The sequence below is a fragment of the Shewanella sp. 3_MG-2023 genome, from assembly GCF_030548765.1.
Classification (GTDB): domain Bacteria; phylum Pseudomonadota; class Gammaproteobacteria; order Enterobacterales; family Shewanellaceae; genus Shewanella.
In genome coordinates, this window is record NZ_JAUOSH010000029.1 from 31,569 (window position 1) to 57,781 (window position 26,213).

General features: G+C 41.3%; 18 protein-coding genes and 1 pseudogene. 6 read left to right on the forward strand and 13 right to left on the reverse strand.

The window, feature by feature from the left end:
• The first annotated feature begins 6 nt into the window (after nt 1-6).
• The 3 genes from Q4591_RS15680 to Q4591_RS15690 all read left to right on the forward strand — a co-directional run bounded on the left by Q4591_RS15680 (nt 7) and on the right by Q4591_RS15690 (nt 4,582).
• Complete coding sequence (locus Q4591_RS15680) at nt 7-663, forward strand: hypothetical protein (RefSeq protein ID WP_198589289.1); 657 nt, start codon at nt 7-9, stop codon at nt 661-663.
• Nucleotides 664-984: 321 nt separating this feature from the next.
• Complete coding sequence (locus Q4591_RS15685) at nt 985-3,261, forward strand: cytochrome C (RefSeq protein ID WP_303461817.1); 2,277 nt, start codon at nt 985-987, stop codon at nt 3,259-3,261.
• Between the two features lie 142 nt (nt 3,262-3,403).
• Nucleotides 3,404-4,582: a winged helix-turn-helix domain-containing protein gene (locus Q4591_RS15690; RefSeq protein ID WP_303461819.1), complete on the forward strand. Its 1,179-nt coding sequence runs from the start codon at nt 3,404-3,406 to the stop codon at nt 4,580-4,582.
• Between the two features lie 302 nt (nt 4,583-4,884).
• Here the strand turns inward: Q4591_RS15690 and Q4591_RS15695 are convergent, their stop codons facing one another.
• From Q4591_RS15695 to Q4591_RS15725, 7 genes are all read right to left on the reverse strand, one after another.
• Nucleotides 4,885-5,184 carry a DUF3144 domain-containing protein gene (locus Q4591_RS15695; RefSeq protein WP_303461821.1) on the reverse strand — a complete coding sequence of 100 codons (300 nt, stop codon included), beginning with the start codon at nt 5,182-5,184 and terminating at the stop codon, nt 4,885-4,887.
• Nucleotides 5,185-5,457: 273 nt separating this feature from the next.
• Nucleotides 5,458-7,608 (reverse strand): bifunctional 2',3'-cyclic-nucleotide 2'-phosphodiesterase/3'-nucleotidase, encoded by a 2,151-nt coding sequence (locus Q4591_RS15700; RefSeq protein ID WP_303461823.1) that lies wholly within the window; start codon nt 7,606-7,608, stop codon nt 5,458-5,460.
• 1,192 nt (nt 7,609-8,800) lie between these two features.
• Nucleotides 8,801-9,976 (reverse strand): BamA/TamA family outer membrane protein, encoded by a 1,176-nt coding sequence (locus tag Q4591_RS15705; protein WP_303461825.1) that lies wholly within the window; start codon nt 9,974-9,976, stop codon nt 8,801-8,803.
• 281 nt (nt 9,977-10,257) lie between these two features.
• A complete protein-coding gene (locus Q4591_RS15710) occupies nt 10,258-11,004 on the reverse strand; it encodes an SDR family oxidoreductase (protein ID WP_303461827.1) in 747 nt (248 codons plus the stop codon).
• 89 nt (nt 11,005-11,093) lie between these two features.
• Entirely contained in the window at nt 11,094-11,825 is a 732-nt protein-coding gene (locus tag Q4591_RS15715) for a histidine phosphatase family protein (protein WP_303461829.1), read from the reverse strand.
• 279 nt (nt 11,826-12,104) lie between these two features.
• The gene (locus Q4591_RS15720; RefSeq protein WP_303461831.1) at nt 12,105-14,369 is read right to left on the reverse strand and encodes a GGDEF and EAL domain-containing protein; all 2,265 of its coding nucleotides are present in this window, start codon (nt 14,367-14,369) and stop codon (nt 12,105-12,107) included.
• A 50-nt stretch (nt 14,370-14,419) separates the two neighbouring features.
• On the reverse strand, nt 14,420-17,500 hold the full coding sequence (locus Q4591_RS15725; protein ID WP_303461833.1) for a chemotaxis protein CheB: 3,081 nt from the start codon (nt 17,498-17,500) through the stop codon (nt 14,420-14,422).
• A gap of 385 nt (nt 17,501-17,885) precedes the next feature.
• On the opposite strand from Q4591_RS15725, the gene Q4591_RS15730 reads away from it, so the two are divergent.
• Nucleotides 17,886-19,157 carry a YeeE/YedE family protein gene (locus tag Q4591_RS15730; protein WP_303461835.1) on the forward strand — a complete coding sequence of 424 codons (1,272 nt, stop codon included), beginning with the start codon at nt 17,886-17,888 and terminating at the stop codon, nt 19,155-19,157.
• 93 nt (nt 19,158-19,250) lie between these two features.
• Nucleotides 19,251-19,631 (forward strand): annotated as a pseudogene (locus tag Q4591_RS15735) (integrase core domain-containing protein); the annotation flags it as partial.
• Between the two features lie 220 nt (nt 19,632-19,851).
• Here the strand turns inward: Q4591_RS15735 and Q4591_RS15740 are convergent.
• From Q4591_RS15740 to yhhA, 5 genes are all read right to left on the reverse strand, one after another.
• On the reverse strand, nt 19,852-20,409 hold the full coding sequence (locus Q4591_RS15740; RefSeq protein WP_303461838.1) for a hypothetical protein: 558 nt from the start codon (nt 20,407-20,409) through the stop codon (nt 19,852-19,854).
• Nucleotides 20,410-20,600: 191 nt separating this feature from the next.
• Entirely contained in the window at nt 20,601-21,056 is a 456-nt protein-coding gene (locus Q4591_RS15745; protein ID WP_303461840.1) for a hypothetical protein, read from the reverse strand.
• On the reverse strand, nt 21,056-22,084 hold the full coding sequence (locus tag Q4591_RS15750) for a hypothetical protein (protein WP_303461842.1): 1,029 nt from the start codon (nt 22,082-22,084) through the stop codon (nt 21,056-21,058). The genes Q4591_RS15745 and Q4591_RS15750 overlap by 1 nt, the downstream gene beginning before the upstream one ends.
• A complete protein-coding gene (gene yhhB / locus Q4591_RS15755; RefSeq protein ID WP_368501228.1) occupies nt 22,041-24,197 on the reverse strand; it encodes a cyclophane-forming radical SAM/SPASM peptide maturase YhhB in 2,157 nt (718 codons plus the stop codon). Before yhhB ends, Q4591_RS15750 begins: the two co-directional genes overlap by 44 nt.
• On the reverse strand, nt 24,198-24,380 hold the full coding sequence (gene yhhA, locus Q4591_RS15760; protein WP_303461846.1) for a YhhA family cyclophane-containing RiPP: 183 nt from the start codon (nt 24,378-24,380) through the stop codon (nt 24,198-24,200).
• Between the two features lie 424 nt (nt 24,381-24,804).
• Here yhhA and Q4591_RS15765 point away from each other — a divergent pair, with 424 nt between their 5' ends.
• On the forward strand, nt 24,805-25,353 hold the full coding sequence (locus tag Q4591_RS15765; protein ID WP_303461848.1) for a recombinase family protein: 549 nt from the start codon (nt 24,805-24,807) through the stop codon (nt 25,351-25,353).
• Nucleotides 25,354-25,481: 128 nt separating this feature from the next.
• On the opposite strand, the gene Q4591_RS15770 is transcribed toward Q4591_RS15765, so the two are convergent.
• The gene (locus Q4591_RS15770; RefSeq protein ID WP_303461850.1) at nt 25,482-25,841 is read right to left on the reverse strand and encodes a hypothetical protein; all 360 of its coding nucleotides are present in this window, start codon (nt 25,839-25,841) and stop codon (nt 25,482-25,484) included.
• Nucleotides 25,842-26,213: the final 372 nt, after the last annotated feature.

Here is a 26,213-nt window from a genome sequence, read left to right on the forward strand (position 1 = left end):
ACAAACATGAACAAGAATGAACAACAGTTGCAGCCAATAGTTATTCCGGTGCACTCCATAACTATTCCTGTACACTCCACAGCAACGCTTATTAAAGCCAGTATCGCCGCAGGTGTTATTGCCGCGATTGTACTGGTCACAGCCATATTACCTGCTGAATACAATATCGACCCGACGGGTATTGGCAAAGCCTTAGGGTTAACCAAAATAGCTCAAGCAGCTGAAATAGGGACTGTTGAAAATACAGAAAGTGTAGAGGGTATAGATGATATAGAGAGTGCAGCGTTAGTCATTGTCACCGCGCCCTTAGTTGCAGACATTAAACAAGCCCGAAAAACGGCAGCGGTAAGATCGGATAGCGTCAATGTGGTTATTCCTGCAGGCAAAGGGTTGGAATATAAATTACTGCTCAATCAATTTACTCATTTAACCTATCAATGGCACACCCTTGATGAAGCGCCGTTGTTTTTTGACTTTCACGGTGAGCCCCAAGGCGATACCACTGGCTACTATGAAAGCTACAACATCAGTACTGCAAATAAAGTGACAGGCTCATTAACCACCCCTTTTGCAGGTGCCCATGGTTGGTATTGGAAAAACACCAGCGATGCTGCCATTACCGTGGTACTCAACACGACTGGGGCCTATAACATTAAAGGCTGATTGGCTTAATGGTTAGTGGTTAATGGTTAGTGGTGATGAGTCATCAAACTAAATCAAAAAACTAAATCAAAAAACTAAATCAGAAAAAATCCACTGTCGATTATCTTAACGATACTCTGATAGTGGATTTTATTTATTAGAATGCCCCACTTTCAAAGCCAAACTACCAGCAGCTTCAGTTAAAAAAGCTAAAAATATCTAAAATCAGGCCAAACCCTCTAAAAAACTCTATTTTTAAAACAGTTCACTCATCAAATCTGCGCATCTTTAGCTAATGTCCTCGGCGGAAGCAATACTAATAATCCTAAAATTAAGATGATCATGATGAACAATAAAAAGCACATATGGGCATATAGCATGTCACTAGCCGCTCTTGTTATGGCAGGGTGTGGTAACGATGGCCGTGATGGTGAAGACGGTATTTCACCACCACCTAGCAGCCCTTCAGCGAAGGTTTTATCCCTCGATATTGAAGATATTTCTGTCTCTGAAGGTAATATTACCCTTAAATTCTCTGCTGAAAATGAACAAGGGACGCCAGTCACAAAAATTAACAGCATTAGAGTTGAAGCCGCTCAGTTACTCGCACCAATTAATGGTGATAGCTCTGCTTGGCAATACCTGCTCAACGAAACCTGCAATGAAGAGTGCCCAGGAGAGCTAACCGACTTTGCTAACGGCCAATACCAATACACAATGGGTACCAACTTAGCCGATAGCAGTTACTTTCCAAATGGCTATGATGCAAGCTTACCTCAACGCGTTATCCTCCGCGTAAATGGCACTGAGTTAGTGCCGACCACATATCAAAACACTGATTACATGGTCGATGGTTCTGAGCTATCGTTCACCCGTAATATTGTTGATAGTCAAACATGTTTAAGCTGTCATGAAGACATTGCCAGCATTAAACATGGCGGTGATAGCCTAGAAAACTGTGCCACTTGCCACTCTGCAGGCAGAGTCGATGATGATAAAACATGGCCTATAATTGCTCATCAAAAGCATATTGGTGTTAGCTCTGAGACCGTTGGTAACTGTTTAGCTTGTCACAACAATGAAGAAACAACCGAACACACTGAAGCGCTAAACTGGCAAACAATGCCAACTCGTGAAAATTGCTCTAGTTGTCATAACTTAGAAGAAGCCAACATCGATCATAGCGGTATGAGTGATAACAGCCAATGCTCAAGCTGCCATAGTGCCGAGCATGTCTATGATAAACACCGAGGCAAAGCCGATGCCGGTATCGCTGGCCGCAGCCTAATGAATGTCAACATTAGCGATGCGAAGATTGTTGATGTTGAAGGTGAATCATTTGCAGAAATCGTGGTTGGACTTGAAGATCAACAAGGCCAAGCGCTGCCTTTTACTAGCACAGAAGCAAAAGATTGGGATTATTTAACCGGGCTTGAGTTGTACGTAAACTGGGGCATTGATGTTAATTTCACCCAAGGGCAACAAGACGGTATAGGGCTTGCTGGTCACATGGGACAAGGCCGCGGCTATACTGTTTACGGTAAAACCACCAAACGAATGACGTCAGAGCAAAGCGGATTACGTCCCTTAACGCCTGTGCATGCATTAGTTGATGGCAACCTTGTTTACCGGGTCGGGCCAATTGAGATGAATGATACCTTTGCAGGTGACACCTCAGACAATTATGGCTTTATCTCGAATCGAGTCTTTTTCTGTACGGATGATTTAGGTCAAGCAGCGACCTGTGGTGCCGAAGGCGTTAAGAGCAATGCTACCTATAACAAACGTTGGTTCTTTGATGCCAATGGCCTGCGTGATGAAATTCAACGTCGCCCAATTGTGTCAAACAAAAATTGCGGTTCTTGTCATGGTTACAATGAAGAAACGGATACTACCGAGCTAAATTGCCGCAGTTGTCACTCTCGCAATACTGAATCAAACCTTGAGCTGGCGAATACGACCTGTTTCTCCGGTAATGACGGTGAAGAAGCTATTGCATTTAAGCCTATGCCTATGATGCCTCGCGGTAAAGGCTACGGCACCTCAACTGCTGATATCGTTGATGCGTGTGTCGCATGTCATAATCCCAATACTCCACCGACCCAAGCCATTCGCGAACGTCATACTGTGCAAGGTGACAAAGACTTTGTTGAGCAACTCGTTGTGAGTCACCCAGATCATAAAATCTGGATGCATTCATTACATAACAACCAGCGGGCAACTCAGAAACAACCGGATTGGATCCGCTCAGTAAATTACCCCGCTAACCAAGCCAACTGTTACCGTTGTCATGAAGGTGACACTTTTGGTGCAGAGCGTTTAACTGAAGAAGGCAAACCCTTAGCATTGGATCTGACTTATGATCCTGATAGCAGAGCATATCCGGCCACTGATGTTAACGTCGATGCTTATGTGAGCCCAGTGTCGGCAACTTGTTATTCATGCCATGCCAAGCGGTATGACGAAGACAGCAATACCATGGTAATTAAGCCCCATGTACGTGCGCATATGGAGCAAAATGGCGGTCGTTTTGGTGTCCCTAAGGATGAACTGGAAACAGAATCCTGTGTGACTTGCCATAAATTAGACAAACTCAAACAACAGCATAAATTGAATTAATCCCCAAATTCATCATCACTCTCTCAAAGGGGCATTTATGCCCCTTTTTATTTGAGGAAGGTCATTTTTTTTGACCACTTTCACATCAACATCAACCACATTCCGCTATATTATATCTCTTCTTAACCACTCAGGAATTTTCATGTTGTTGCTGGCCAACTTGCTATTCGATTCTGACAAACAAACCCTGACGGATGCTAGAACAGGTGAGCAGCACTCATTATCGTTTTCAGAAAATGCAGTATTAAAACATTTAATACTGGCTGAAGGTGTCGCCACTAAAACCGATTTACAATCAGCTGGTTGGCCTAACCGCAATGCGACTGATGCATCTCTCAATCAATGCATCAGTACCTTAAGACGAAAGCTTGCCAGCGATGAGTCAATAGAGCTTAAAACCATTCCGCGTCATGGTTACGCATTAAACGCGCCACAGGCCACAAAGCAAAATAAACATACCCGTGCAACCCTAACCATGAAGGCTATGGTTATATTGATATTTTTGAGTATCATTATCGCCGTTATAGGGTATAGATTATGGCAACCGTCCTCAGTAAACCTGCCTTTTAAGTTATGCCAACAACATCCATTAACAGCAGTAATTGAGGCGACCTCAGAAGATCACTGTGATTCATTGCCGCTGCCCATAATTAATCCATCCCAGCCCCAATGGCTAGGACAACACAATCATTACTACAGTTTAGCAATGTGCCCAGAAGGTGATTGCGCTCAAACGGGCTTGCTCAATACCGTTAGCCATAACGCCTTAATATCTTCAGTACAATTACAGCAGCTGACGCAAAAGATACAGCTCACCACCACGCCGTCCAGAAATCAATTAACCTTACCCAAAGCGGCTGTACAAACAACTGAATTAACCGAGCAACATTATAATAATTATATTTATTATCCGACTGAATCTGGTGACATCGTAAGAGTCGATTTTAGGATGGCCTTGCTCTACAACGAAGACAAAGCAGGCATTATGACGGTTGATGCCTGTATTAGCCTGTTAAATTGCGATGGGGCATCGATACAGTTTCAAGCTCGTTATCAATTTAATGAGCAACAAATAGAGCAAGAAGGTCACAACATAAGTGTATTTTTCATGACCGTTGACCATCAACACCTCACTCCAGATCAACATTTAGGAAAACAAGGCGAACTGTTCACTTTTTACAGCTCGTTGCGCCGCAGCCTATTGTTCGATAATGATATTCGCTACTACCGCCTACAAGATGATGAGCATTATGGTGTATGGCAGTTACCACTGTTAGGCAATCCGGTAGCATGGCTGCATCGGCAACAATTAGCGCTATAGCACCTATTGATGAGCCCATTTCACATTGCAGATTGCAGATTGCAGAGTACTCAGTACTGCTAAGCACAACGCGACATAGGAACTTGGTCATCTTGTCTTGCCCGTTTCTATTGGAAACAAAACTGCGATGCCGTTGTTGCCGGGGTAATTAACATTACTCGGAGTATAAAATGAGACACTTGATAGGGCTTAATCGTCAACACCAAGATAATTAACGATAAAAAAATCCACTGTCGATTATCTTAACGATACTCTAATAGTGGATTTTTTAAATCATAATCTTGCGCTGTGCAGCAACAGGTTTACTTTTGTGTTTTACGGTAATGATCAAAGTTTTTAATGTAATCTTCCATGTTGCCTTCAAGCAGCTTGCGGTACTCTTCAGTGTAATAGGCCACCATGTCAGCTTTTTTCTGCTGCATCTCTTCGGCATTATCAAAACCAGTAGAAGCAAACCAAGCATTGTAGCGGGTTAAGGAATACATGAATGAAGCGCTTACTTCACCCGTTTTTACCTTGGGATTTTGATTAAACTCATTAGCAACATTAATAAACTGACTAGCGCGATCGAAAAAAGCTTTATCTGGTTTTGAATCAAACATGATAGATCCTTGTACTGAAAGTTGCCTGTAGCGGCAAAGTAAAATAGCAATGGTAATAACCTACGTGCTTTTACGCTGGTAAACCTTAAGGTGGTTCACACTCTGCAATAATGATGCTCCGTAACTGTGAGCAGCATCAATATGTCGAGAAATCACTGAATTTAACACATAAAAAAACCCTACTGATCATTAAGTAGGGTTTTATACTTTCTAAACTTTAACGCTAAACTTTAATGCTAAACTTTAATGCTAAACTTTAATGCTAAATCAGCATTACTGACCTTTAGCTTTACAGTTAAATTCACCGCTGTAATCAAAGTTAAAGTTGTAAATAGTGAAACCTTCAGTACCTTCTTTAGTACCGTCTTCACCGTCTGTAGACAAACCAGTGATTTCATTAGTTGCACAGCGAATACCTTCTTCAAGTTTAGCTGAGCTAAATGAAACACTTTCTGTCGTTGGCGCGATAAGCTCAAACACTTTAGCGTTCGGGAAGGCTAAGGTGTTATCACCTTCTTGCTCAGCTAAACGATCAGCTAAGTAGAACTGCACCAATTCACGGTTATTAAATGCCGCTTCTTCTTTAACTAGCTCAGCATTATCAACACCTGGCATACGCGAGTTAGATGCACGGTAGTTGTTAGTGATCACATAGATTTCTGCGTCATCAGCAATTTCAACACCGTTATAGGTAAGCTCAACTAACTGCTTGCTGTCTGTTGTATCAAATTCCCAACCATTAATGTTGGTGTACTTTGATTGGTTTTCAACGTTGATTGTGTACTTAAGTAGCCCTTCACCTGACTGGTTAAAACCAGCGTAGAAGGCATCAAAGTTATAACCAGGGAAGCCTTCAACAAGGAAAGTCTCACCTTCAGCTAATGGTAAGCTGTTATAAGCATTTGAGTTAACCCACTCAATCCAGTTTTTCATATCCGCACCGGTCATTTTTAAAACGGCAGGGGTATTGTTATCAAATACATAGATATCAGCAACTGAAGCGTTAGTTAGCTCACCAGTTTGAATGTTGGTGTAATCGGCGCCGCCATTACGACCAGATTTAAATGGCGCAGATACAGACATGAAAATAGCGTCTGCAGATGCATCAGCAAACTCGCCTTCTGCTTTCCATTTATTCAGTTGATGAAGCTGTGCTTGGTTAACCACTTGCATGGATAAATCTGGTACCACTTGTGGGAAGAAGCTGTTCATGTTGACATCGATTTTAGCAATCATTGCTGACATGTAATCAACTGTACCTTCATGCTCTTCAACTACTAGATCTTCAATAAGAACATCAGACTCATTTGGAATTAGTGAGCGCAGCTCGGTTGTAGAGTGAGAATGGTCAACAGTCCATGTCTCGCCGTCATCGCTAGATTTAAGTTTAAGATCAATCACCCCTAACTTAGCACCCCAGAAACCTGGCATGATGGCTGGAATACCATTAATTAAACCAAGCTCAGGATCAACCCCTGGAATTTCACCGTATTCATTATTTGCATTCGGGAATTCACGGTGGTCGTGACCAAACATAATGGCATCAACACCGTCTACATAAGCAAGGTGTAAGGTTGCGTTTTCAGCAAACTCATCATTATTGTCATTGAGGCCTGAATGCGGGATAGCAACAATAACGTCTGCGCCTTCAGCCTTCATCATAGGCACAAAATGTTCAGCGGTTTTCTTGATATCTGAAACCATCACATTACACACTAGATGCGAAGCATCCCAGCCCATAATATCTGGTGGTGTAAAGCCAATGACACCGACTTTAACATTGTATGATTCACCATTTTCGGCAATAAATTCACGGTCTAAAATGACATATGGGTTATACATATTTTCTGCGCTGTCATAAAAATCTTCAGTAATGCGTACTTCACATTCATCTGCTGCATTGCTGACTTTTTCAAGCGAGCTATCAGCTTTCCATACGTTTGAGCTAACATAAGGGAAATCTGAACCTTTAAGCGCTTCATCTAAGTATTCAAGGCCATAGTTGAATTCGTGGTTACCTAAGTTAGCCGCATCATATTTTAAATGGTTCATCGCTTTGTAAACCGGATGCTTGTCATCTTTAAGATGCTCTGCACCTAGCGCTGCCATGTAGTCACCCATTGGGCTACCTTGGATTAAATCACCATTATCAAATAACATGCTATTGGCGACTTCTTCACGCGTTTCAGCAATCACTAAAGAAGTACGCGCTAAGCCCCATTCAGGCAGATTGTTTTCGTTGTGATCTGCGCTCTCGAAGTAATTGTATGGCATTACATTGGTATGAATATCTGTGGTTTCCATCAAACGAACTTCCATGCTAATGGTATCGTCTTTTGGTTTATCGTCTGATGAACTATTACAACCTGTAAGTGCTGCTGCAACACTGGTAGCAAGCAGAAGCTTCTTAGCATTCAATTTCATATTTATTCCGAATAATTATTTTATTTAAATCTGTATGCCGAACAATTACTACAGATTAAGAATCGTCAATTAATCTCAAGTGATATATTCAGCATCAGTAAAGGCGGGAGTAAATCAAATAAAACATGCAAATAAGTAAAGTGAAGATTTTATTTCAAACAACAGTAAAAACAAAAAACAGCTTTGAATTTAAAGTCAAAAAAATAACAACGCAGAAAACAAGCAACAAACGTAAAAATAAAAATTACAGATATAGTTTGAAAAACAAGCTTAAGACTCACGGCTAAAAACCTTAAGTCTTAACTTACCCCCTCATAAATATTTCAGTTAATATAAAAACAGCACATATATTCAACAAGTATCTCTTAGGATAAAAATAACCCTCAAGATATGAATAAAAAACAACACTCTGAATTGTTTCGACAGCAAGAGACTGCCACAATCAAAAACATAAAATAATTAAAGTACAGACAGATAAGATAAAACCAAAATTTCAGACCTCTATTTTACTCTAGCCTTTGGCACCATGTTTAATTACAAAACCTTAGCTTTTATGATTGTGATGATTGGTAGAGCTTATGTCCCAGTCAATTGAAATGACACTTGTTCTTGAAATGATCAATAAATTTCAAATCTGACCAAAATAGAAAACAATTCAGTACTACTCGCCTACTGCTACTGATAACATTATAAATATAAAATTAGTTTTGAAAATTTAAATTAAAAACCTGGCTGCAACAAGTGTTTCTCACAAAATAAACACCAATCAAGCCGCAAACAAACACCTGAGCAACAACAAATAAACATCTTAAGCCTCGCCGCGACACTTTAAATTACCAACAAATTAAATGGCAATTAATAAAAATAGTTTCTTAAATTATTCAAACCCTAATTATTAATAACCTACAGCAGTTACAAAATGATTAGATTGTTAATAAAGACATAAGCAAAGATAAAATAGCAACACTATTTGTAAAATACAGACATAGAGACAACCCAATTTAAACAGTGTAATCAATTATCAGTTAAATATAATTTTATTATCGAAAAGTGCTTAATTAAAAGTGTAAGAATTATAACTAAGTCCCTGGTAGATGATATTGACTACTACTGAATTCAATAGTACTTATAAAGGTAAGAGCACATATAAACTGATTGCCAATTAATATGTGCTTAAGTGTCTGATTGACGATTAAAAGCCCGAGCCTAGGTTAAAATACAATGCCCGCTCCTCTTCACTGGCGGCGACATCCACTCCCATATGAATGCCGTAACGTCTGGCAATTTGATAGCGAAAGCCAACACCATAAGCATTAACGGAGTCGCTGCTGTCTTGTATTGATTCCGTCTCTGTCTCTGTTTGGCCGTAACCGTAAAAGGTCGATACCGTCCAGCGGTGATCTATGTGATACATCAACTGCGCTTGTAAGGTGCCGACTTGATCACCTTGATAGCGAAATGCTGATACACCACGAAGATCAACATAAGGCTTAGTGGTAGGTGAAAGGCTGGTGTCTTTCTCATACAATTCCTGATAACTAGCAGCGACCGCAAAGGTCCACTTTTTAGCAATAGGGAAATAAAACTCGCCACTGGTATCTAAGGTACCGTAATGACTGTCAGAACCTAACGCCTCATCATATAACATGTATTCAGCCGATAAAATGTAACCCTTTTTCGGGAAAAACATATTATCTCGAGTGTCATACTCGGCCACTAAACCAAGACCTGAGGTGGTATGTTTATCACCCAGTGCGGTTTGCAAAAACCAATCAACTACAGCGTTTGATGATGAGACACTGGACACTGACCATAGCTGTTTTAAGCCCAACAATAATGGCGTATCAGCCACTCTAAACTGCAGTTTTTGCATGGCAAAGTAAGCTTCGGTAGTGGTATCAAATTTGAGGTTTTTCCCTTCAGGTAGTAAGCCACCTAAATTAGTATAAATATCTAAATTCGCCTTAGCAGCACCTGCGCCGCCGGTATAACGAATACTATCGTTTAACCAAGAATGACGGTGCCCCGCAAAAGCAAACCAAGTACCATTGGCTGTCGCGCCGCCGCCCACCAAGGTCATTGCTGCAGGAATTAACTGGGCGCCGCCATCAATAGACTCAAGGGCTTTTTGTTTACGTAGTTCTTTTTCTTCATCGGTTTCGTGCAAAAACAAGCCCATCAAACCACCACCAGCACCAACTGCAGGCTCAGTAATTAAAATAGGAACCGGTAAAAAACCATAGGCATTTTCAGCGAGGTGATAGCCAAGATCAAATTGGCCATCTTGCTGGTCAAAAAAATAAGACTGCTCAGCAGATGCTTGCCAAGAAGCCATCGCTAAAATGTATAATGAGATTTTTTTAAACATGAAGTACCTAACCAAGTAAAAAGAGTACCAGTACTGAATCGGCCGTCCCCAAAAATACCAATATGGGTTAGCACAATAAAACTCAGCAGCATTAACGATAAAAATTATGACTTAATTAAAGCAGTTTTTCGACTCACTGTTGAAGGATCTAACCATTCAATACAATTACGGTAAGATATCTCTGGCCTATGCATATAAAAATGCCTGCTTATTCAAAGAATAAACAGGCTAGATACGTGTCAGTTTTCAACCATTGTTATGGCGCTTGATTTAAGAAAATGTTAGCTAAATTTACGGATAACGCTAACAGGTGCGACTCGCAATACCCAATGCAAAATTGCCCATGGCCAACCTGGCACAAAAGCGTTGGCTTTTTCTTTATTAATCGCTTTTACTAACGCCTTACAACCGGTTTCGGTATCGACAATAAAGGGGATTTTTTCAACCCCTTCATTGATCTCACTTTGAATAAAACCAGGGTGAATACAGCTTACTTTTATCGGGGTATTCATTACATCAATACGTATGCCTTCACTAAGAGATGTTAGCGCTGCTTTAGTGGCTGCGTAAACTGTCATTGCCCGTCTAAAACCACGTACTGCACTGACTGATGATATGGTGACTAAATGCCCTGAATTTTGAGCCCTAAAGATAGCCATTGCCGCCTCAGCTTGTGCAAGTGCGGCAATAAAATTGGTTTCTGCGGTTTGCTTATTGGCATGAAAATACCCAGTACCAATAGAAGCACCTTTACCCATGCCCGCATTAATAATAATGCGGTCTAACGGCCCCATTTCAGCGTTAAATTGATCAAAAACGCTAAAAACAGCCTCATGATCATTCACGTCTAAGGCTTTTATCAGCACGTTAATTTGCGGGTTAATTTGTTCTAGCTCAGCCTTGAGCTCAACTAACCTATCCATTCGGCGGGCACACAGTGCTAAGTTAGATCCCTGTTTTGCAAATTCAATGGCCATTCCTCGACCTAAACCCGAACTTGCCCCGGTGATCAAAATATTTTTTCGCATCTTATTATCCATTTTATGATGAGTTATTTTTATTATTTACATGGGCTATTTAAGCCCATTTTAGGCGCTGTTACAGCAAAAATAAGCACTTAGGTGTAAGTAATTATCCTTTTATCCCCTTGTTGCTCGAATATATCGTGCTCATTTAATGACGACAATGACCACTGCTTGTCCTGACCTCTGGCCACCACTTTGGTCACGCCGCCATTGACTAATGACCAATTAATATCGACAAACTGTGTTAGCGGCAATCCCAATAATAAACTGGCAATCACGCTAATTGGTCCGCCCGATGAATAGACCAAAATGGTTTTACCGTGATGCTCGCTGGTTAAGCGCTCAAAAACACCTATGACCCGTTGCTGAAAATCACTCCAAGATTCTGTATATAGGTTGTTTTCATTTAACTTAGCCGTTGCAGATGCCTGTGTCCACTGCTGCATAGCGCCGAAAAAGTGCTGCTGAAAAGCCGCGAGAGGATCGGGCTCTTGAGCTAAAAATGCGCGCATTTTACTGGGGCTGGTAAACTCAGGATGATACGCACCGAGAATATTTTGATGGTCATATTCATTCCAGCCAGCATCTTGCTCACTTAAACTTATCAGTGCATCATCGGCCAAACCAAAGGTATCTAGGCTATGCTGCGCGGTTTGCTGATGGCGTAACATTGAGCCTGTTATCACGAGATCTGGCGTAATGGTTTTATTGGCTAAATATCGCCCCACCAGCTTAGCCTGCTCAATGCCTAAATCAGATAACTGATCATAATCATCGGCATGAAAACTGGCTTGGCCGTGACGAATTAGAAAAATTTTACTCATGGTAAGTCCCATCACTAAATGCTGAATTTGCTGCGTTAAGCGCCTTATATAATGCCCATAAACCGTTTTTACATCCAAATGCTAAATCATGCTCAACAGCATTTAAAGCCCGTAAGAGCGACCTGTTTATTTCATTAACATAGCCTATTTTTAAAGGGGATTCGACAGTCTTTAATCATGATACAAAAGAAGCCTTTTTAGTTACTTGATTAGGAAGCAAAGAATTGAGTTATGAGGGTAAGTGATAGTGAATTAGAGCGCTTTTATTCGCATTAAGAATTACGCAGTCCAAGTTGGATTGCAGTGCCAAGCTTGCACCCACTTAGGCACCTGAGCTGCTGGCATAGGTCTAGAAATACCATAACCTTGAGCTATAGTGCAGTGAAGTGATAACAGCTTGTCAGCTTGTGCCTTGTTTTCTACCCCTTCAGCTATGACCCCAAGGTCAAAAATATCAGCTAAACCGATAATAGCCTTCAAAATGGCCAGATCAGACGTATCTGTTAACATATCCCGAATAAAGCTCTGATCAATTTTTAATTTCGTAGCAGGCAAGCTTTTAAGGTAGGTAAGTGATGAGTAACCAGTACCAAAATCATCTAAGGCAAACTTAACGCCCATTTGTAAACAGGCGTTCATTCGCTGACTGACTTTGTCCATATCTTCTAAGGCGCTGGTTTCTAATATTTCCATTTCCAATAGCTCGGGAGAAATATTAGGGTAAGTGGTTAAAGCTGCTGCTAAGTTGGCGACAAAGTCACTACTTTGCAATTGGCTAGCACCAATGTTGACACTAACGGGAATCGTTAAGCCTTTTTCTTGCCACTCATCTAGTTGTTTAAGTACAGTATCAATTACCCACTCGCCTATTTTTATACTGATTGAATGGTCTTCAATCATGGGTAAAAAGACTTCTGGCAGCAATAATCCTTGTTGCGGATGCTGCCAGCGCAGCAATGCTTCAACCCCCACTACTTTCCCAGTATCCATATTTACTTTAGGCTGAAAATAAAGAACAAACTCTTGGTTTTCGTAGGCCTGAATAATACACTCAAGACTCTTTCGTTTCGTTTTCGAGGCCTCTGCAGAGTCGTTATCAAAAAATAGATAACAGTTTTTACCTGCGTCTTTAGCTTGATACATCGCATGATCAGCTTGTCTTAGCAATAAGTCTGGATCGGTGCCATTTTGTGGGTACAGTGTTACCCCAATACTGGTTGAAGCCTGCAATATTTCTTCATTACAAATAATATTTTGCGATGCTGCCACCAGCATCCGCTGTAATACTGGTTCACAATCGCTGGCCTGTTCAAGGTCGCTCAGCACTGCAACAAACTCATCACCGCCAATACGCGCTAAAAAGTCTCCTGCACGCAGCGCACTTTTCAACGCCAGTGAAATTAAAACTAAGAATTGATCGCCAGTGCTATGGCCGTGGGTATCGTTAATGGCTTTAAAGCCGTCTAAATCAAGATAAGCCAGTGCCAGCTTTTTATCACGCCGCTGGCTCTGCTTTAGTGCCTGCGCTAACTTATTGGCCAGTAATGCTCTATTGGGTAAACCAGTTAACATATCGTGATGGGCGGTATGCTCTAGTTGCTGCTGGTGCGCTTTAGTATCAGTAATATCAGTAAACATGGAGACATAGTGCATGACCTTACCATACACATCACGCACCGCACTGATTGATTGCATTTGCGGATAAATTTCGCCATTTTTGCGTTTATTCCATATTTCAGCACACCAATAATTATGCTGTTTCAGCGTACTCCACATGCCCTCGTAAAAGTCTGCAGACTGTCGACCCGAGCTGAAAATTCGTGGGTTTTTACCAATGGCCTCTTGACGGCTAAAGCCCGTTATCTGAGTGAAAGTATCATTAACTTCAAGGATATTGCCCTTTAAATCGGTGATCATGATGCCTTCGTGAGCATGACTAAATACACTGGCGGCTAATTTTAATTTTATTTCAGCTTGTTTATTGGCAGTGATATCTGTCAGTGCGCTAAGGCATTCAAGGCCATCTTCGTTAATAGTAAGCTTTAACTGTACCGTGCTTAGCTTATTATCGATGTTAAGTTTTATCTCACTGTCTGGAGAGTCAACGCCTTGAAAAGTATTGGCAAGGTGGGCGTTATATTGCACTAGGGAGTCTTCAGTTAAGTATGCTCCAAGGCGTTTACCCAGTACTTTTTTGCGGGGCATACCTAACATGCTTGCAGCGATAAAATTAGCCTGAGTGATATACCCAGTGCGATTAAGCGAAACATAACCTACTGGGGCTAAATCATATAATGCTTTATAGTTTGTAGCGGCTGATTCGGCGATATCTCTGGCCACTATTAGCTCTTTTTGCTGCATCTCTAATTCGATTTGATGCACCTGTAACTCATGTAATAATCGTTCAGCTGCAACCTCACCTGTTAGTAAGCAGCGCTCATTGCAATCATTGCAATCATTGCAATCATGTTTATGCTGACACTGCATAGAATCCTTACGCAATGAATTCAGGCTTTGAATAGTTGGCTTTATACCCTTGTTCATTGCGTGCACTTGGTCATGGCTATCTTCCTTTGCCTTTGGATATCACTTTGCTATTCCATCTTGCAAAGTTTCTCCAGATTATTTTGTACATCCACCAATAAATTCCTAAGCTCTGCTTCAGAGGAGTTATTCCCCCGCTTAAGTATTTCCCTTACATTATTTAAGGTTTTTAAGTTGTGCTTTTTATCGGTAATGTTTTCAGTCACACAAACAAACAGCCCTTGCTGTTGTGAGTACATTGAACATTCAAACCATTGCTTAGTTTCTTTTACGTAATACTCAATTTTTTCTGGCTTGCCAGACATCGCGACGCGACCACAAGCAGACATAAAGTCACTATTCGATTGGAGGATATTTGGAATGACTTCACTGCCATTTTTTCCAATTACGTCATGTAGTTCGGTTATGCCAACATAAGCGTTGTTTACTTCAAGATAGTTGAAGTCTACCGCTTTGTCATTGTTCAAAATGATTCTTTTATAGGCAACTGCATGGGAGGAATTTTCAAATAATAATCGGAATCGCGATTCCGATTGCGTCATGGCAATACTCGCCATTCTGTTTTCAGTATTGTCACTAAAGGTGATCACTACGCCATCGATGAGGTTTTCTTGGGTGCGATAAGGCATGATGCGCACGATATACCAGCGACCATCATGGGTTTGCACCTCTGTTTGCTGAAATATCAGGCTCCGCAGCACTTCGCAGGCATCATCAGCCAAGGCGGGATAAATTAACGAGCTAACTAAATCAGTGATCGGACGACCAACATCACTGGCAATGAGTTTGAAAATACTGCGTGTTTCAGTGGTATAACGGCGCACCTTAAGATCGCTATCTAAAAACAAGGTGGCAATATTGGTGCTATTAAGCAGGTTTTTCATGTCATCACTGGCTTCTGACAACTCATTAACTTTAGTGTTTAGCTCATGATTGACGGTTTGTAATTCCTCATTCATCGACTGCATTTCTTCTTTAGAGGTGGTCAGCTCCTCGTTAGTACTTTGCAGCTCTTCATTGGTGCTTTGTAATTCTTCATTAGTCGACTTGAGGTTTTCTTGTGCAAACTGCATCTCATTGGTGGTGATCCTTAAATCATCCCGAGCCTGTTGCAGGACTTGGTTTAAGGCAACTATTTCATCAGTATCAGTAGCGCTATCAACGCCATCAGCGCTACTGTGCGTGCTTAAAGCCGAAGTCTGCATTGATGATTCACTAAACAGCACCAATACCATGCCACACAGACTTGCAGGTTGCAGCAATGGTTGCACACTCACATCCACTTGCACTGTATTGCCATTAGTCCCCACACTAATATTTCTTAGTTCAGCCTTCTTCTTTTGGCGCACAGCCCGATTAAACACTTCACTTATGGGCGCAGTTAAACCTTCACGAGCCATTGCAAATAGATTGTGATTCACTTTACCGGCTGCGGGCTCTAAATAATTGCCAGTTTTACCATTGATATAGACGATATCCGCTTGCTCTGTGGTCAGCAACGCCGCTGGCACAAAGTGCTCTTGCAACAGCGATTGGGTCAAGTCTTCTAAGTTCAAATCATCAACTCCTTGGGTTTTAGCGGGCACCAGTTTTTCAAACATTTGCTCAGGTGAATAGCCACCTGAGGTTCTGCTTGGAAAGCTCATTAAATTAATCGGTTCAATTGTCTCGCATCGCTGATAAATACGCAGTTTTTCATGCACAGCACTAAACAGGACGTCGTCTTTACCTATGGTTTCAGAGGTGCCTAACACCAGCACCCCACCAGGATTTAAGCTGTAATGAAATAAGGGGATCAGCTTTTGCTGTAAATCCGCTTCTAAATAGATAAACAAGTTTCGACAACTGATTAAATCAAGCTTAGTAAATGGTGGATCGGTGACCAGATTTTGCTGGGCAAAAATAACCATTTCCCGTATTTCTTTACCGATGCGGTAACCTGCCTTATTGGCCACAAAATAATGATCTAATCGCGTTTGAGCAATATCATCTGCAATACTCGCCGGGTAGATCCCAGCTCGGGCTTTTTTAACCGCGTCATTATCAAGATCGGTGGCAAATATCTGCAACTCAAAATGCTGGGGATAACTCCCTTGCTTTAAGGCTTCTTGAAACACGATTGCCAATGTATAAGCCTCTTCACCGCTAGAGCAAGCAGGTACCCAAGCTCGCAAGGTGCCGCCTTCTGGGTGTTTAGCCAGCAATGCTGGAATAACCTCATCCTGAAGCTGCAGCCAAACCTGACTGTCACGGAAAAAGTGTGTCACACCAATGAGTAACTCGTTAAACAGCAGTTCATTTTCTTGGGCATTACTGCGTAAATACTGAGCATAGTCAGCAATGCAGGTGAGCTTATGCAAAGCCATGCGCCGCTCAATACGTCTATAAATGGTGCTTTTTTTGTAACGGGAAAAATCATGCCCTGTATGGGATCGCAGCAAGGCGATGACTTTTTTAATGTCGTGGTGATCTTGTTCAGTATTTTCAACCTGAATAGGCATGTGGTTGAGGTAATTAACCACATTATCCATTAACACATCTGCGGGTGCTACAGCATCAACTAGTCCGGTATCAATGGCACTTTTAGGCATACTGGCAAATTTGGCCGTATCAGGGCGCTGTACAAACACTGCACCAAATTTTTCTTTGATAGCCCGTAACCCAAGCGTGCCGTCTGAGCCCATTCCCGACAGAATCACCGCAATGCTTTGAGCCTGTTTATCAGCCGCTAAAGACTTAAGAAAATAATCTATCGGTAAATGTAACCCATGGGGCTCAACACGAGGAAATAGCAGTAATGTCCCATTTAAAAGAGTTAGGTCATAAGCGGGCGGGATAACATATACATGATTGGGCTTAACCATCATGCGATCGCTAATTTGTAGCACCTTAAGCGGGGTTACACGCTGCAACAGCTCACACATAATGCCTTTATGGTGAGGGTCTAGATGCTGCACCACCACAAAAGCCATACCACAATCAGCTTTAGCCTGGCTTAAAAACTGCTCAATGGCCTCAAGGCCGCCAGCAGAAGCACCAATACCAATAATAGGAAAGTCAGCCTTTGTCGCCGACGTTTTTACATCAGTTGTCAGCGGAGTCGGCGCGGTAGCAGCATTGGGCTTTTTCATTATTTGAAGTGATTTTATGTTAAAGAAGTCGAGTTTAGATAATGCGCCCCATGAGCAAGAAACTCAATAAACTTAGCCTCATTACTGATTAATAAGGGCTTTAATACATATATTGGTCGTTATTGCTGCCCATTTGTTCACTAGGTCGCTCACTAAGCGATCATGTAACGGATGATTTAGCTATTAGGTCGCGGGCATTTTCATTCACCTTATCGCATGAGTTATGACAAAGCGGTCTAGTTAAACCAGCCGATGGTGATAGACACCTACAGGCAAGTTCACCATAATCGCCCTAAAAATAGCAAATGCACTTAAACACTTGAAAATAATGCCATTTGTTTAATTTCTGTTTTTAGTTTGTTATCAAATGTAGTGGGTTGGTCTAGTGGAAATAAATAAAAATCAAGCGGTGATGGCCGTTGCCATTTTGCTATTAACCTTAGTGGTTGGTGCGACTCAATTAGCCAATGACGGGCTGTTTTTACGCTTGTTATTAGGCCTTAGTTTAGGCTTTGCGTTAGCCAAAGGCGCCATCGGTTTTGCAGGCAGTATTAACCGCGCTTACCGCCGCGGCTCTACTCAATTATTGCAAACCCTGATGTTCATGTTTGTGATCACTGCCATCATCAATGCCGGTTTATTGCTTAACGCTGATAGCCAGCACTATGATTTATGGATTAACCCCATTAATGCAGGGCTATTGATTGGCGGCATCATGTTTGGCGCAGGTATGAGCTTATCCAGTTGCTGCGCAACGGGGATGATGGTGGAGTTTGTCAGTGATGTGCCAAGAGCGGCAATTACCTTAGTGTTTTTTGGCGCGGGAGTCTTTTTTGGCTTTCCATTACAAAGCAGCCAAAGCTGGATAACGGATAGCTGGTTTTCATCAGCAAGCTATCAAGGTAAAGGGGTATTTTTACCCGACTTGTTTGCTGGCACGCCGCTAAATGGTTACTTCATGTCAATTTTAGTGACCATAGTTTTAGCGTTAACCGTGGTGATTATTGCCAAAAAATATGAAAACTATCGCCGCCGTAAAGGCTCATACTTAGGTGTCGCCGGTGAAATTGAGCGTCAACAGCTTCAATCCCAAAGCGTTAACCGTGATGCAGACACACAGTTCACGTTATTTAGCCGTAAAACATATCAAAACTGGCTTGCCAGCCTGTGGCAAATGCGCACCACAGCATTAGTTATTGCCGTTATTTTTGGCATCATGATGGCAAGTACTGGCTCAGGCTGGGGCGCATCGACCCCCTTTGGTATTTGGTTTGCTAAAGGTTTGATGTTGTTTGGGGTTGAAATGAACACCATTACCGAAATAAGCCAGCGCCCTGAAGCTATGTTCAGCACGCCTTTTTTTGAACACGGGGTATCAGTACAAAACTTCGCGATTTTCTTAGGCACGCTCATCGCGGTGTTATTTATGGGTAAATTTAAATTCTCATTTGCCATAAACCACTCCACCAAACAGCTGGCATTGTTTGCTTTAGGTGGACTGTTAATGGGCTTTGGTACACGCTTTGCTAACGGCTGTAATGTCGGCGCCTTGTTCACCCCAATTGCTAATTTCTCATTATCTGGTTGGGTATATTTACTGGTACTTGTCATCGGCGCCATTGCAGGTAACCGTTTCCAACAAGCGGTAATGAAATAAGTTACTGATAGACTAGACAGCAAAAAGCCCGCTTATCTTTCGATAAGCGGGCTTCGTACTATTAGGTGAGCTGGCCGATAAGACAACTTAGCCAACTCAAGCTTACCTGCGCAACGGGTAATACGTGTACTGGATAGAATCGCAGCCTATCGCGGTTACCCTAAGCGTTTAAGGCAAGATAATGGGCCTGAGTTTATCTCACATGCACTTGAGATATGGGCTGAACAACACGGTATTAAGTTAGACTTTATTAAGCCAGGTAAGCCCACTCAAAATGCGTTTATTGAACGATTTAACCGAACTTATCGAAATGAAGTATTGGACTGTTATTTGTTCAACAGCTTGACTGAAGTAAGGGAAATCACGGATAGTTGGCTTGAAGAATATAATTATGATCGGCCCCATGAATCACTAAACGATCTACCGCCCAAGCTATATGAGCGGTTAAATAAAGAAAACTCTCTTAAAATATGATCGATATAAGGGAGGGTTACAGTTTCAAGTGGCTGGGAATTTTAGTGATGTATACCAAGCCATATACCACATGTGCACGGATTTAAATGAGATACGTAAAACCTTAGAAAGCCTCAAAAAAACAATCGGTTACTAAAATTTTTGAGGCAACAAAGTTTACTATCGACCTTCAACTAACACCCTTCAGAATATTCAACCTTGTTTTCCGAAAGCAACCTATTTATGGTTTATCAGAACAGCTCTTTTCTTTGTTTGGTTTGTGGAATATCACAGCAGCATCCTCACAAAATGTCTCGTCTGCCATTCGGATAGGTGAAACTTTTAATCGCTCAACAATGATTGTGGTAAAGCCTGGAAGGCTAGGAACCTCGCCATCTCCAAAGTGGGGATGACACAGAACTCCCTCCACACTTAATAACTTTTTCATTCGTTCAGCCATTTTAGCACGCGCTTTAATCCACTTTTCATAATTGAACCCCTCAATTTCTATATAATCAAACGGGTCATAAAAGATAAAATCATATTTCTGCTTAATTAGCTGTCTCTGCCAATCTCCCAAGTGTGCTCGAACTGAAGGTCGCCCTACTGCAAACTCTTCCAGATCATTGTAAATAGAACTCTCAATTTCATAAATATCATGCAACTTTGGCTTCAGATACTTTTGAATCAATTCCGCAGAAATTCCTAACCCAAAGCCAATCTCGAGTATTTTTTTTGGCTGTAGATAACTAAGACTAGAAAAAATGGCTTTGAAATATGGTTCTTCAGATCTAGACATTACAACCTGTCCTTTCCATATCAGTAAATCATTGGTCTTTTTCTCAAATTCTAGCTGAATGTTAGTCATGGGGGCATTATTCACTTCGAGGTTATTTAAAATCTGCCTTCTGTAGCAACATAATTCTAGAATAGTTCTATATTATGTATCGCTCATACATAAGCACTTAGGTGTACTTTATCTATATTTGTCTAGCTAGGCTTACGCCATACCATTACGAGTTGCATATCCTCTTGGGAAGTTACATCTACAAACCCTGCATGTTCCGCAGCTTTTCGAGACGCAATATTTGATTTGCGCATGTGGGCATAAATGACATCATATTTGCTACGAGAACAGCAGCTCTTATAAACAACACGTCCAATATGGCGTCCTTGGCTCTGACGATTTAAAAATATATGAAATGATGGGTGAAGACCTCTTATCGGATCATCTAACATATTTATATAAGCCTTTCCGGCTCTTTTTCCATCCACCATTACAGTCCAAGCTTCGCCGCCACTTCCCCCTCCTTTATCTCGAGTACCTGTAGTGCTAATTAGCTCAATATCATCAGTGCTAACTGGGCCAAGATTTGATTTAGCTTTTACTAAAGGAGGTTTTGGCGTTGCTCGCCTGATGCGTTTCGTATTAGTTGGCCGAGCCATCAAAGTTCACCAAATGCCTCAAGGAGCCTCTCACAACTTGGGGCCCAAAACTCTGACGGAAAAAAACCGGGAGATAAAGCAATCACTATATCATCGAGACGTTCTAATAGTGAGCGGCTTCTTAGTGCCTCTGTTAGATTATCTATCTGTTCTAATACTTGCGATAATGAGAGGTCTAATGGGCAAGGGTGAAGCACTGCATCACTATCTCCATCATAACGATTACAGAAATAATCCATATCTATATGGAGCAGAAATGCTATATCATTTTCCTCCACTTGAAGGTCTAGACCTTCGAGCCATGCATCGAGATCGTTTGTGAAACGATAGCGGCCGTGCACCGCTCCGTTGGACTTTGCTCTTAAAGCTGTTGTTTCCTCTAAGTTAACAGTAGGGCGACGAGCATCTAAGTTAAGCAATAAATCAGGGGTTGTATCTAATCTAATAGCAAAATCAGACGTATCCGTACATTTAGGAGCCTGACAAAGATGACGCACATCGGAATGTGGAATAAAATGTAAAAAAGGAGTAAGAAAGCTCCCCATGCCAAACGCACCACTTTCAATTGCTTTAGAAACTGAATTAGGGTTATCTAAATCTACTGCCCGACCTGTTATAGGGTCTAACCAACCGTTAGGGCTTAAAAATACTCTCGGTGAACCAAGGTCTTTGTGGTCATCTACATGAAGAACTACAACGTTATTTTTTCCGGTATCCCGATTTAACCATTCACTCCAACTTTCTAATGTCCATGTGTCATTTAAAGATAGCAGTACACGACCTTTACGCTTGCGTGCCACTGCCATATCTTTAAATTGTAGTTCATTTCCCCACCATGAAAGCCCTTCATTTAAACGAGGGTCAACATACCTATAAGGATCATTTGACCACTCTAATTCGAGTTGCCACTCATCCCCTACTTGAGTTGCGATCGCATCTTTGTCACAAAAATAATCTCGGAGCTGCGCATGCCTGCGCAATTTGTTAGGCGATAACCGAGTCAGTGGAATGGAAATCAACGAGTCCATTTGAACTATTTTCCTTCGATGCTAGCTTGAGTATATCCGCTAATTTCTGCCCAGCTTGTGTTAACTGACATTGCTCCAAGGTATCAAAGGCTTGCTTAAGACGACAGTCTGAATCAGCAATCTGATTAAGAGCTCGAGAGCGAAGCCTGTTAGGACCACAGTCACGAACATATATCCAGAAACGTCTCAGCTCAACGAATACAAAGACAGCATGGTATAACCCTGAAGGAGGTCTGAGATCTTCGCGCCATGGGGAAACAACGAGTTTATCAGTTGGCTCTATAGTCTGAGCATAACGTTCAAACAAGTATAACTTTTGGTGACGATGCTCATGAATTAGCGAGTCTGCAAGGTCGTAAGGGTCTATTAACCCCTCACCCTGAAATATTGAAATATATAGGGCTCCGGGAACTGAGTTATCACTGAACGAGACAATTTTTCGTGGATCAGCCATTGGATCCCTAATAAATTGCACTGCACGGCATGTTTCTGTCATTTCAGTTGCAAGAGCTGGACGCCACTTTTTTACTATATCCATAGCTTGCTTGACTAGTTCTCGGCCGGCCTTCACAAGCTCATTCCCTTCAAAGATAATAGTTTTACCGAATGGGGCTCGAAGCCAAAAGTCGTTTAGACCTACATCCCAAGTATTTTTCACACTGCCTTTAGCCAATGCTGACTGCAGAAAATCGAAATAATCAGGTGAGACATTAACTTCATGACCATCTATCGAATGCAGTAGCTGCCCTTGTTTCTTAGCATTTATGGCCTTAGACCAAGCAATCGCACCAGGATGACTTGCCAACAATTCTAATTCGCTTAGTATTATCGGCTTATTAATAAGCTCTAAAGCAGCCCTCAGCTCCTTAAATGACTCGGCTAATGCACCGTCACGCAGTGAATCAAGCGATGGCTTTGATGTCTCAGCCAATTCAAAGTTCTCAAGAGAAAACTTTTCGGGTAAAGGGCATGATGCCTCTTCGCCCCTTTCTGAAGACAAAAGCTCCTTCAAGCGAATTTTAATGTGGTTTATTAGTCGTTTCATCTCCCCACAGTAAACTGTCGGATTGATAAAACCATCTTTATTAAATCGGTGAGGTAAAGCTCCACCGCCGCAAATATCAACAATGTCACACGCCTGACAAACGTCAGCTAGGCCTTCTTTACGTAAATAACGCCGATGTAGCTCAATTGAAGGTGATAAGGCTACTTCCGAAATAGAAGTGTCGGATAGGTTACCTGTAAGCTTGGTAGCACCATCTTGAGTAACTTTCAAAACATCCAAATCATGATAGCTGCCATCCGTTTCTATTGATAAAAGACTAACATCTCCCAAACCGAAGGCATCTGTCCCAGAAGGCAACCCAGCACAAACATCTAACAATGATTCAAACGTTCTCAACTTAATATGAGGATATTGATCTAACCATATATCAAAAGCATCAACTAACCATTCCTGATAAACAGTCGGAACTTGGTCTCTATTTGGAGGTGGTCGAAGCCAATGGGCATCTGGTAGTAAAAAATCTAACTGAGGTATCTCAAATTGATCAAAATACTCAAAAAGCTCTTTAGAGCTTGTTGATACGTCAATAACAGCGATTACACCAGCGAAAATAGATGGGTACTGTTGAAGCTTGATCAACGCTTGTTCAGTCTCAACAAAACTAGAACGCCCTTTGCGGGTTAATCGATGTTTATCGTTGGCTGATTTTGGTCCATCTAAGCTGAGTGATATACCAATATCATTTTTCTCAAAAAGTCTCAGAGATTCCTCTGTGAGCAGGACTCCGTTGGTTTGGATACTAACATCTACTGGTATGTTACATGCTTTACGAAGCGTGGTGGCGAAATCAACTATTGTTTGCGCGCCAGCTAATAGGGGTTCGCCACCGTGAAAAATAACCGCACAACGAGTCAGGCCACTTTGTAAAATATATTCCTGAAGACGATGCACAAATAATTCACGATGCTCCACCGAAAGGAGTTTTGGCATAGAACGCCAACTCTGATCTGCGTGGTGATAGACATAACAATAATCGCAATCAAGGTTACATCGTGAAGCGACTTTCACCAAAAATGATGAAAACTTAGCAATGCCCACTATCTTCACTTAAGAGCGATTATGGCGATGGTGCATGCGGTCGTAACTGGTGATAACTTGGCTAGCATCTGATTCTGTTATTACACGAAGACGCAGACGCTGAATTGCAGGGTTGGAACTTTTCCCTTTTGTTAATCCTTGGCGAATCTCCAACGCGGTCGACTCTTCAATCTTAAGTGCTGCAGATGTCATACTATACTCCATTATATTTTTAAGCAATTTCCCCAAGTATTACATAAAGTTCCAACAAATCACAAGAGGGTGATGTTGAATTTTCTATCAAAGTAAAGCGTCCCATCTAAGTCGAACTCAGCGCTGCCTACACCCACAACTTTATAACTCACCTAAGATGTAGAATTTCTTCTCCCAATTAGACTTAACGACTATTTACACTCGAAAATCACGGCTTCAGCTAATCCGTTAGCAATCAGAGCATTATCGTTTTCAGTTTTTAAAAATGGATAGTGAAATGTTACTGGTTAGAACGTCAGCGTTCATTTTAAGTACACCCAAGTGACACGTATCACGAATAATCATTAATAGTGTCATTTAAGTTGATAATTAGTTTGTGACACACCACAGTGGCAACATCTAAAACTTAAGTGACACAGAAAACATGCCTCAAATTATTGGATATATCAGGGTATCAACAGTTGACCAAAATACTGTACGTCAATTAGATGGTATTAATTTAGATCAAAGCTATACCGACACCTGTTCTGGTAGTACCGTAGAGCGTCCAAAACTGAATGAATTAAAAAGTTACTGTAGAAGTGGTGACACCGTAGTAGTGCATGACATAAGCCGTTTAGCCCGTAATATTCAAGACTTAATTAGCTTGATTAAATTCTTTAATAATAAAGGCGTAACTGTTGAATTTAAGAAAGAAGCGATGACTTTCACCGCTGAACACTCAAACCCTATGAACACGCTAATGCTTAATCTACTTGGTTCAGTGTACCAGTTTGAACGCGAAATGATGCTGGAACGTCAACGAGAAGGGATTGCTAAAGCTAAGTCAGCAGGTAAATATAAAGGACGCCCATTAACTGTAGAACCAACTGAAGTCATAGCACTTTTAAATGATGGACTATCAATTAGAAAGGTAGCCAATCAGCTTGGCATCAGTACCACCACTGTTCAGAAAATCAAGAAAATGACTTGATATAGGTACACTCCTATTTAGCAATACTCGCTTTTGGCTTTGCCCACTTTACAGTGTGCTCTTTAAGAGGCCAATGCCGCAAACGAACCACTTAAGAATTTTCACTAACAAATACTTTAATGCTCAGGCTAATTTTCTACACAAACTAATTTTTCAATAAATCCAAGGTGGAGAGAGCCGTCAGGGTAAAATAAAGCAACCGTCATATCCCATGAATTATTATTCGATTTCTGAATGGTGAAAAAGCTAGAAGCGTCTTTTCCAGTATATCGGTCAACCCCATATTCACTATGAATGCGTTCATAGTTTTGTTTTTGCACACCATGCTGGGGTAAGATCTCTGTCCATATTAACTTTTCATTTGTAACTTCCAATTGCATTTTCTCACCATCACTATCACCAAAATACTGACAATAAAGCTTTACTTCATTGGCAAATAGGCAAGGAGAGAAAGCAAATAACAAGGTGAAAATTGATAATTTTTTCATAACTTTTAATTTAACCCAGACAGTTCTAGTTTTATTACTGCGCTATAGCGCTTACGTTTTGTAATTTATTGATCACTTTGTCACAAATTTGGAATAGTTAATGATTCAGCGGTTAACTATTAATAAGGAGTATACGTGTTACTGGCATACTGATAATCTTTAAGACTAATGTGATTAACCTTCTACAACAGGACGAACAGGTTTTTCAATTGGCTGGTCACCTCCAAAGGTTTTCAGTTTTGATAGTTGGGTATTTAAAAAATATACGTTATATGCCTTAACTAGAGACTGTAACTAATTTCATTCTGCGCTTCAGTAAAATTACGATACCCTGTAGTTGGTATCCATTCTGTCTTAAGGCTCCTAAAAAAA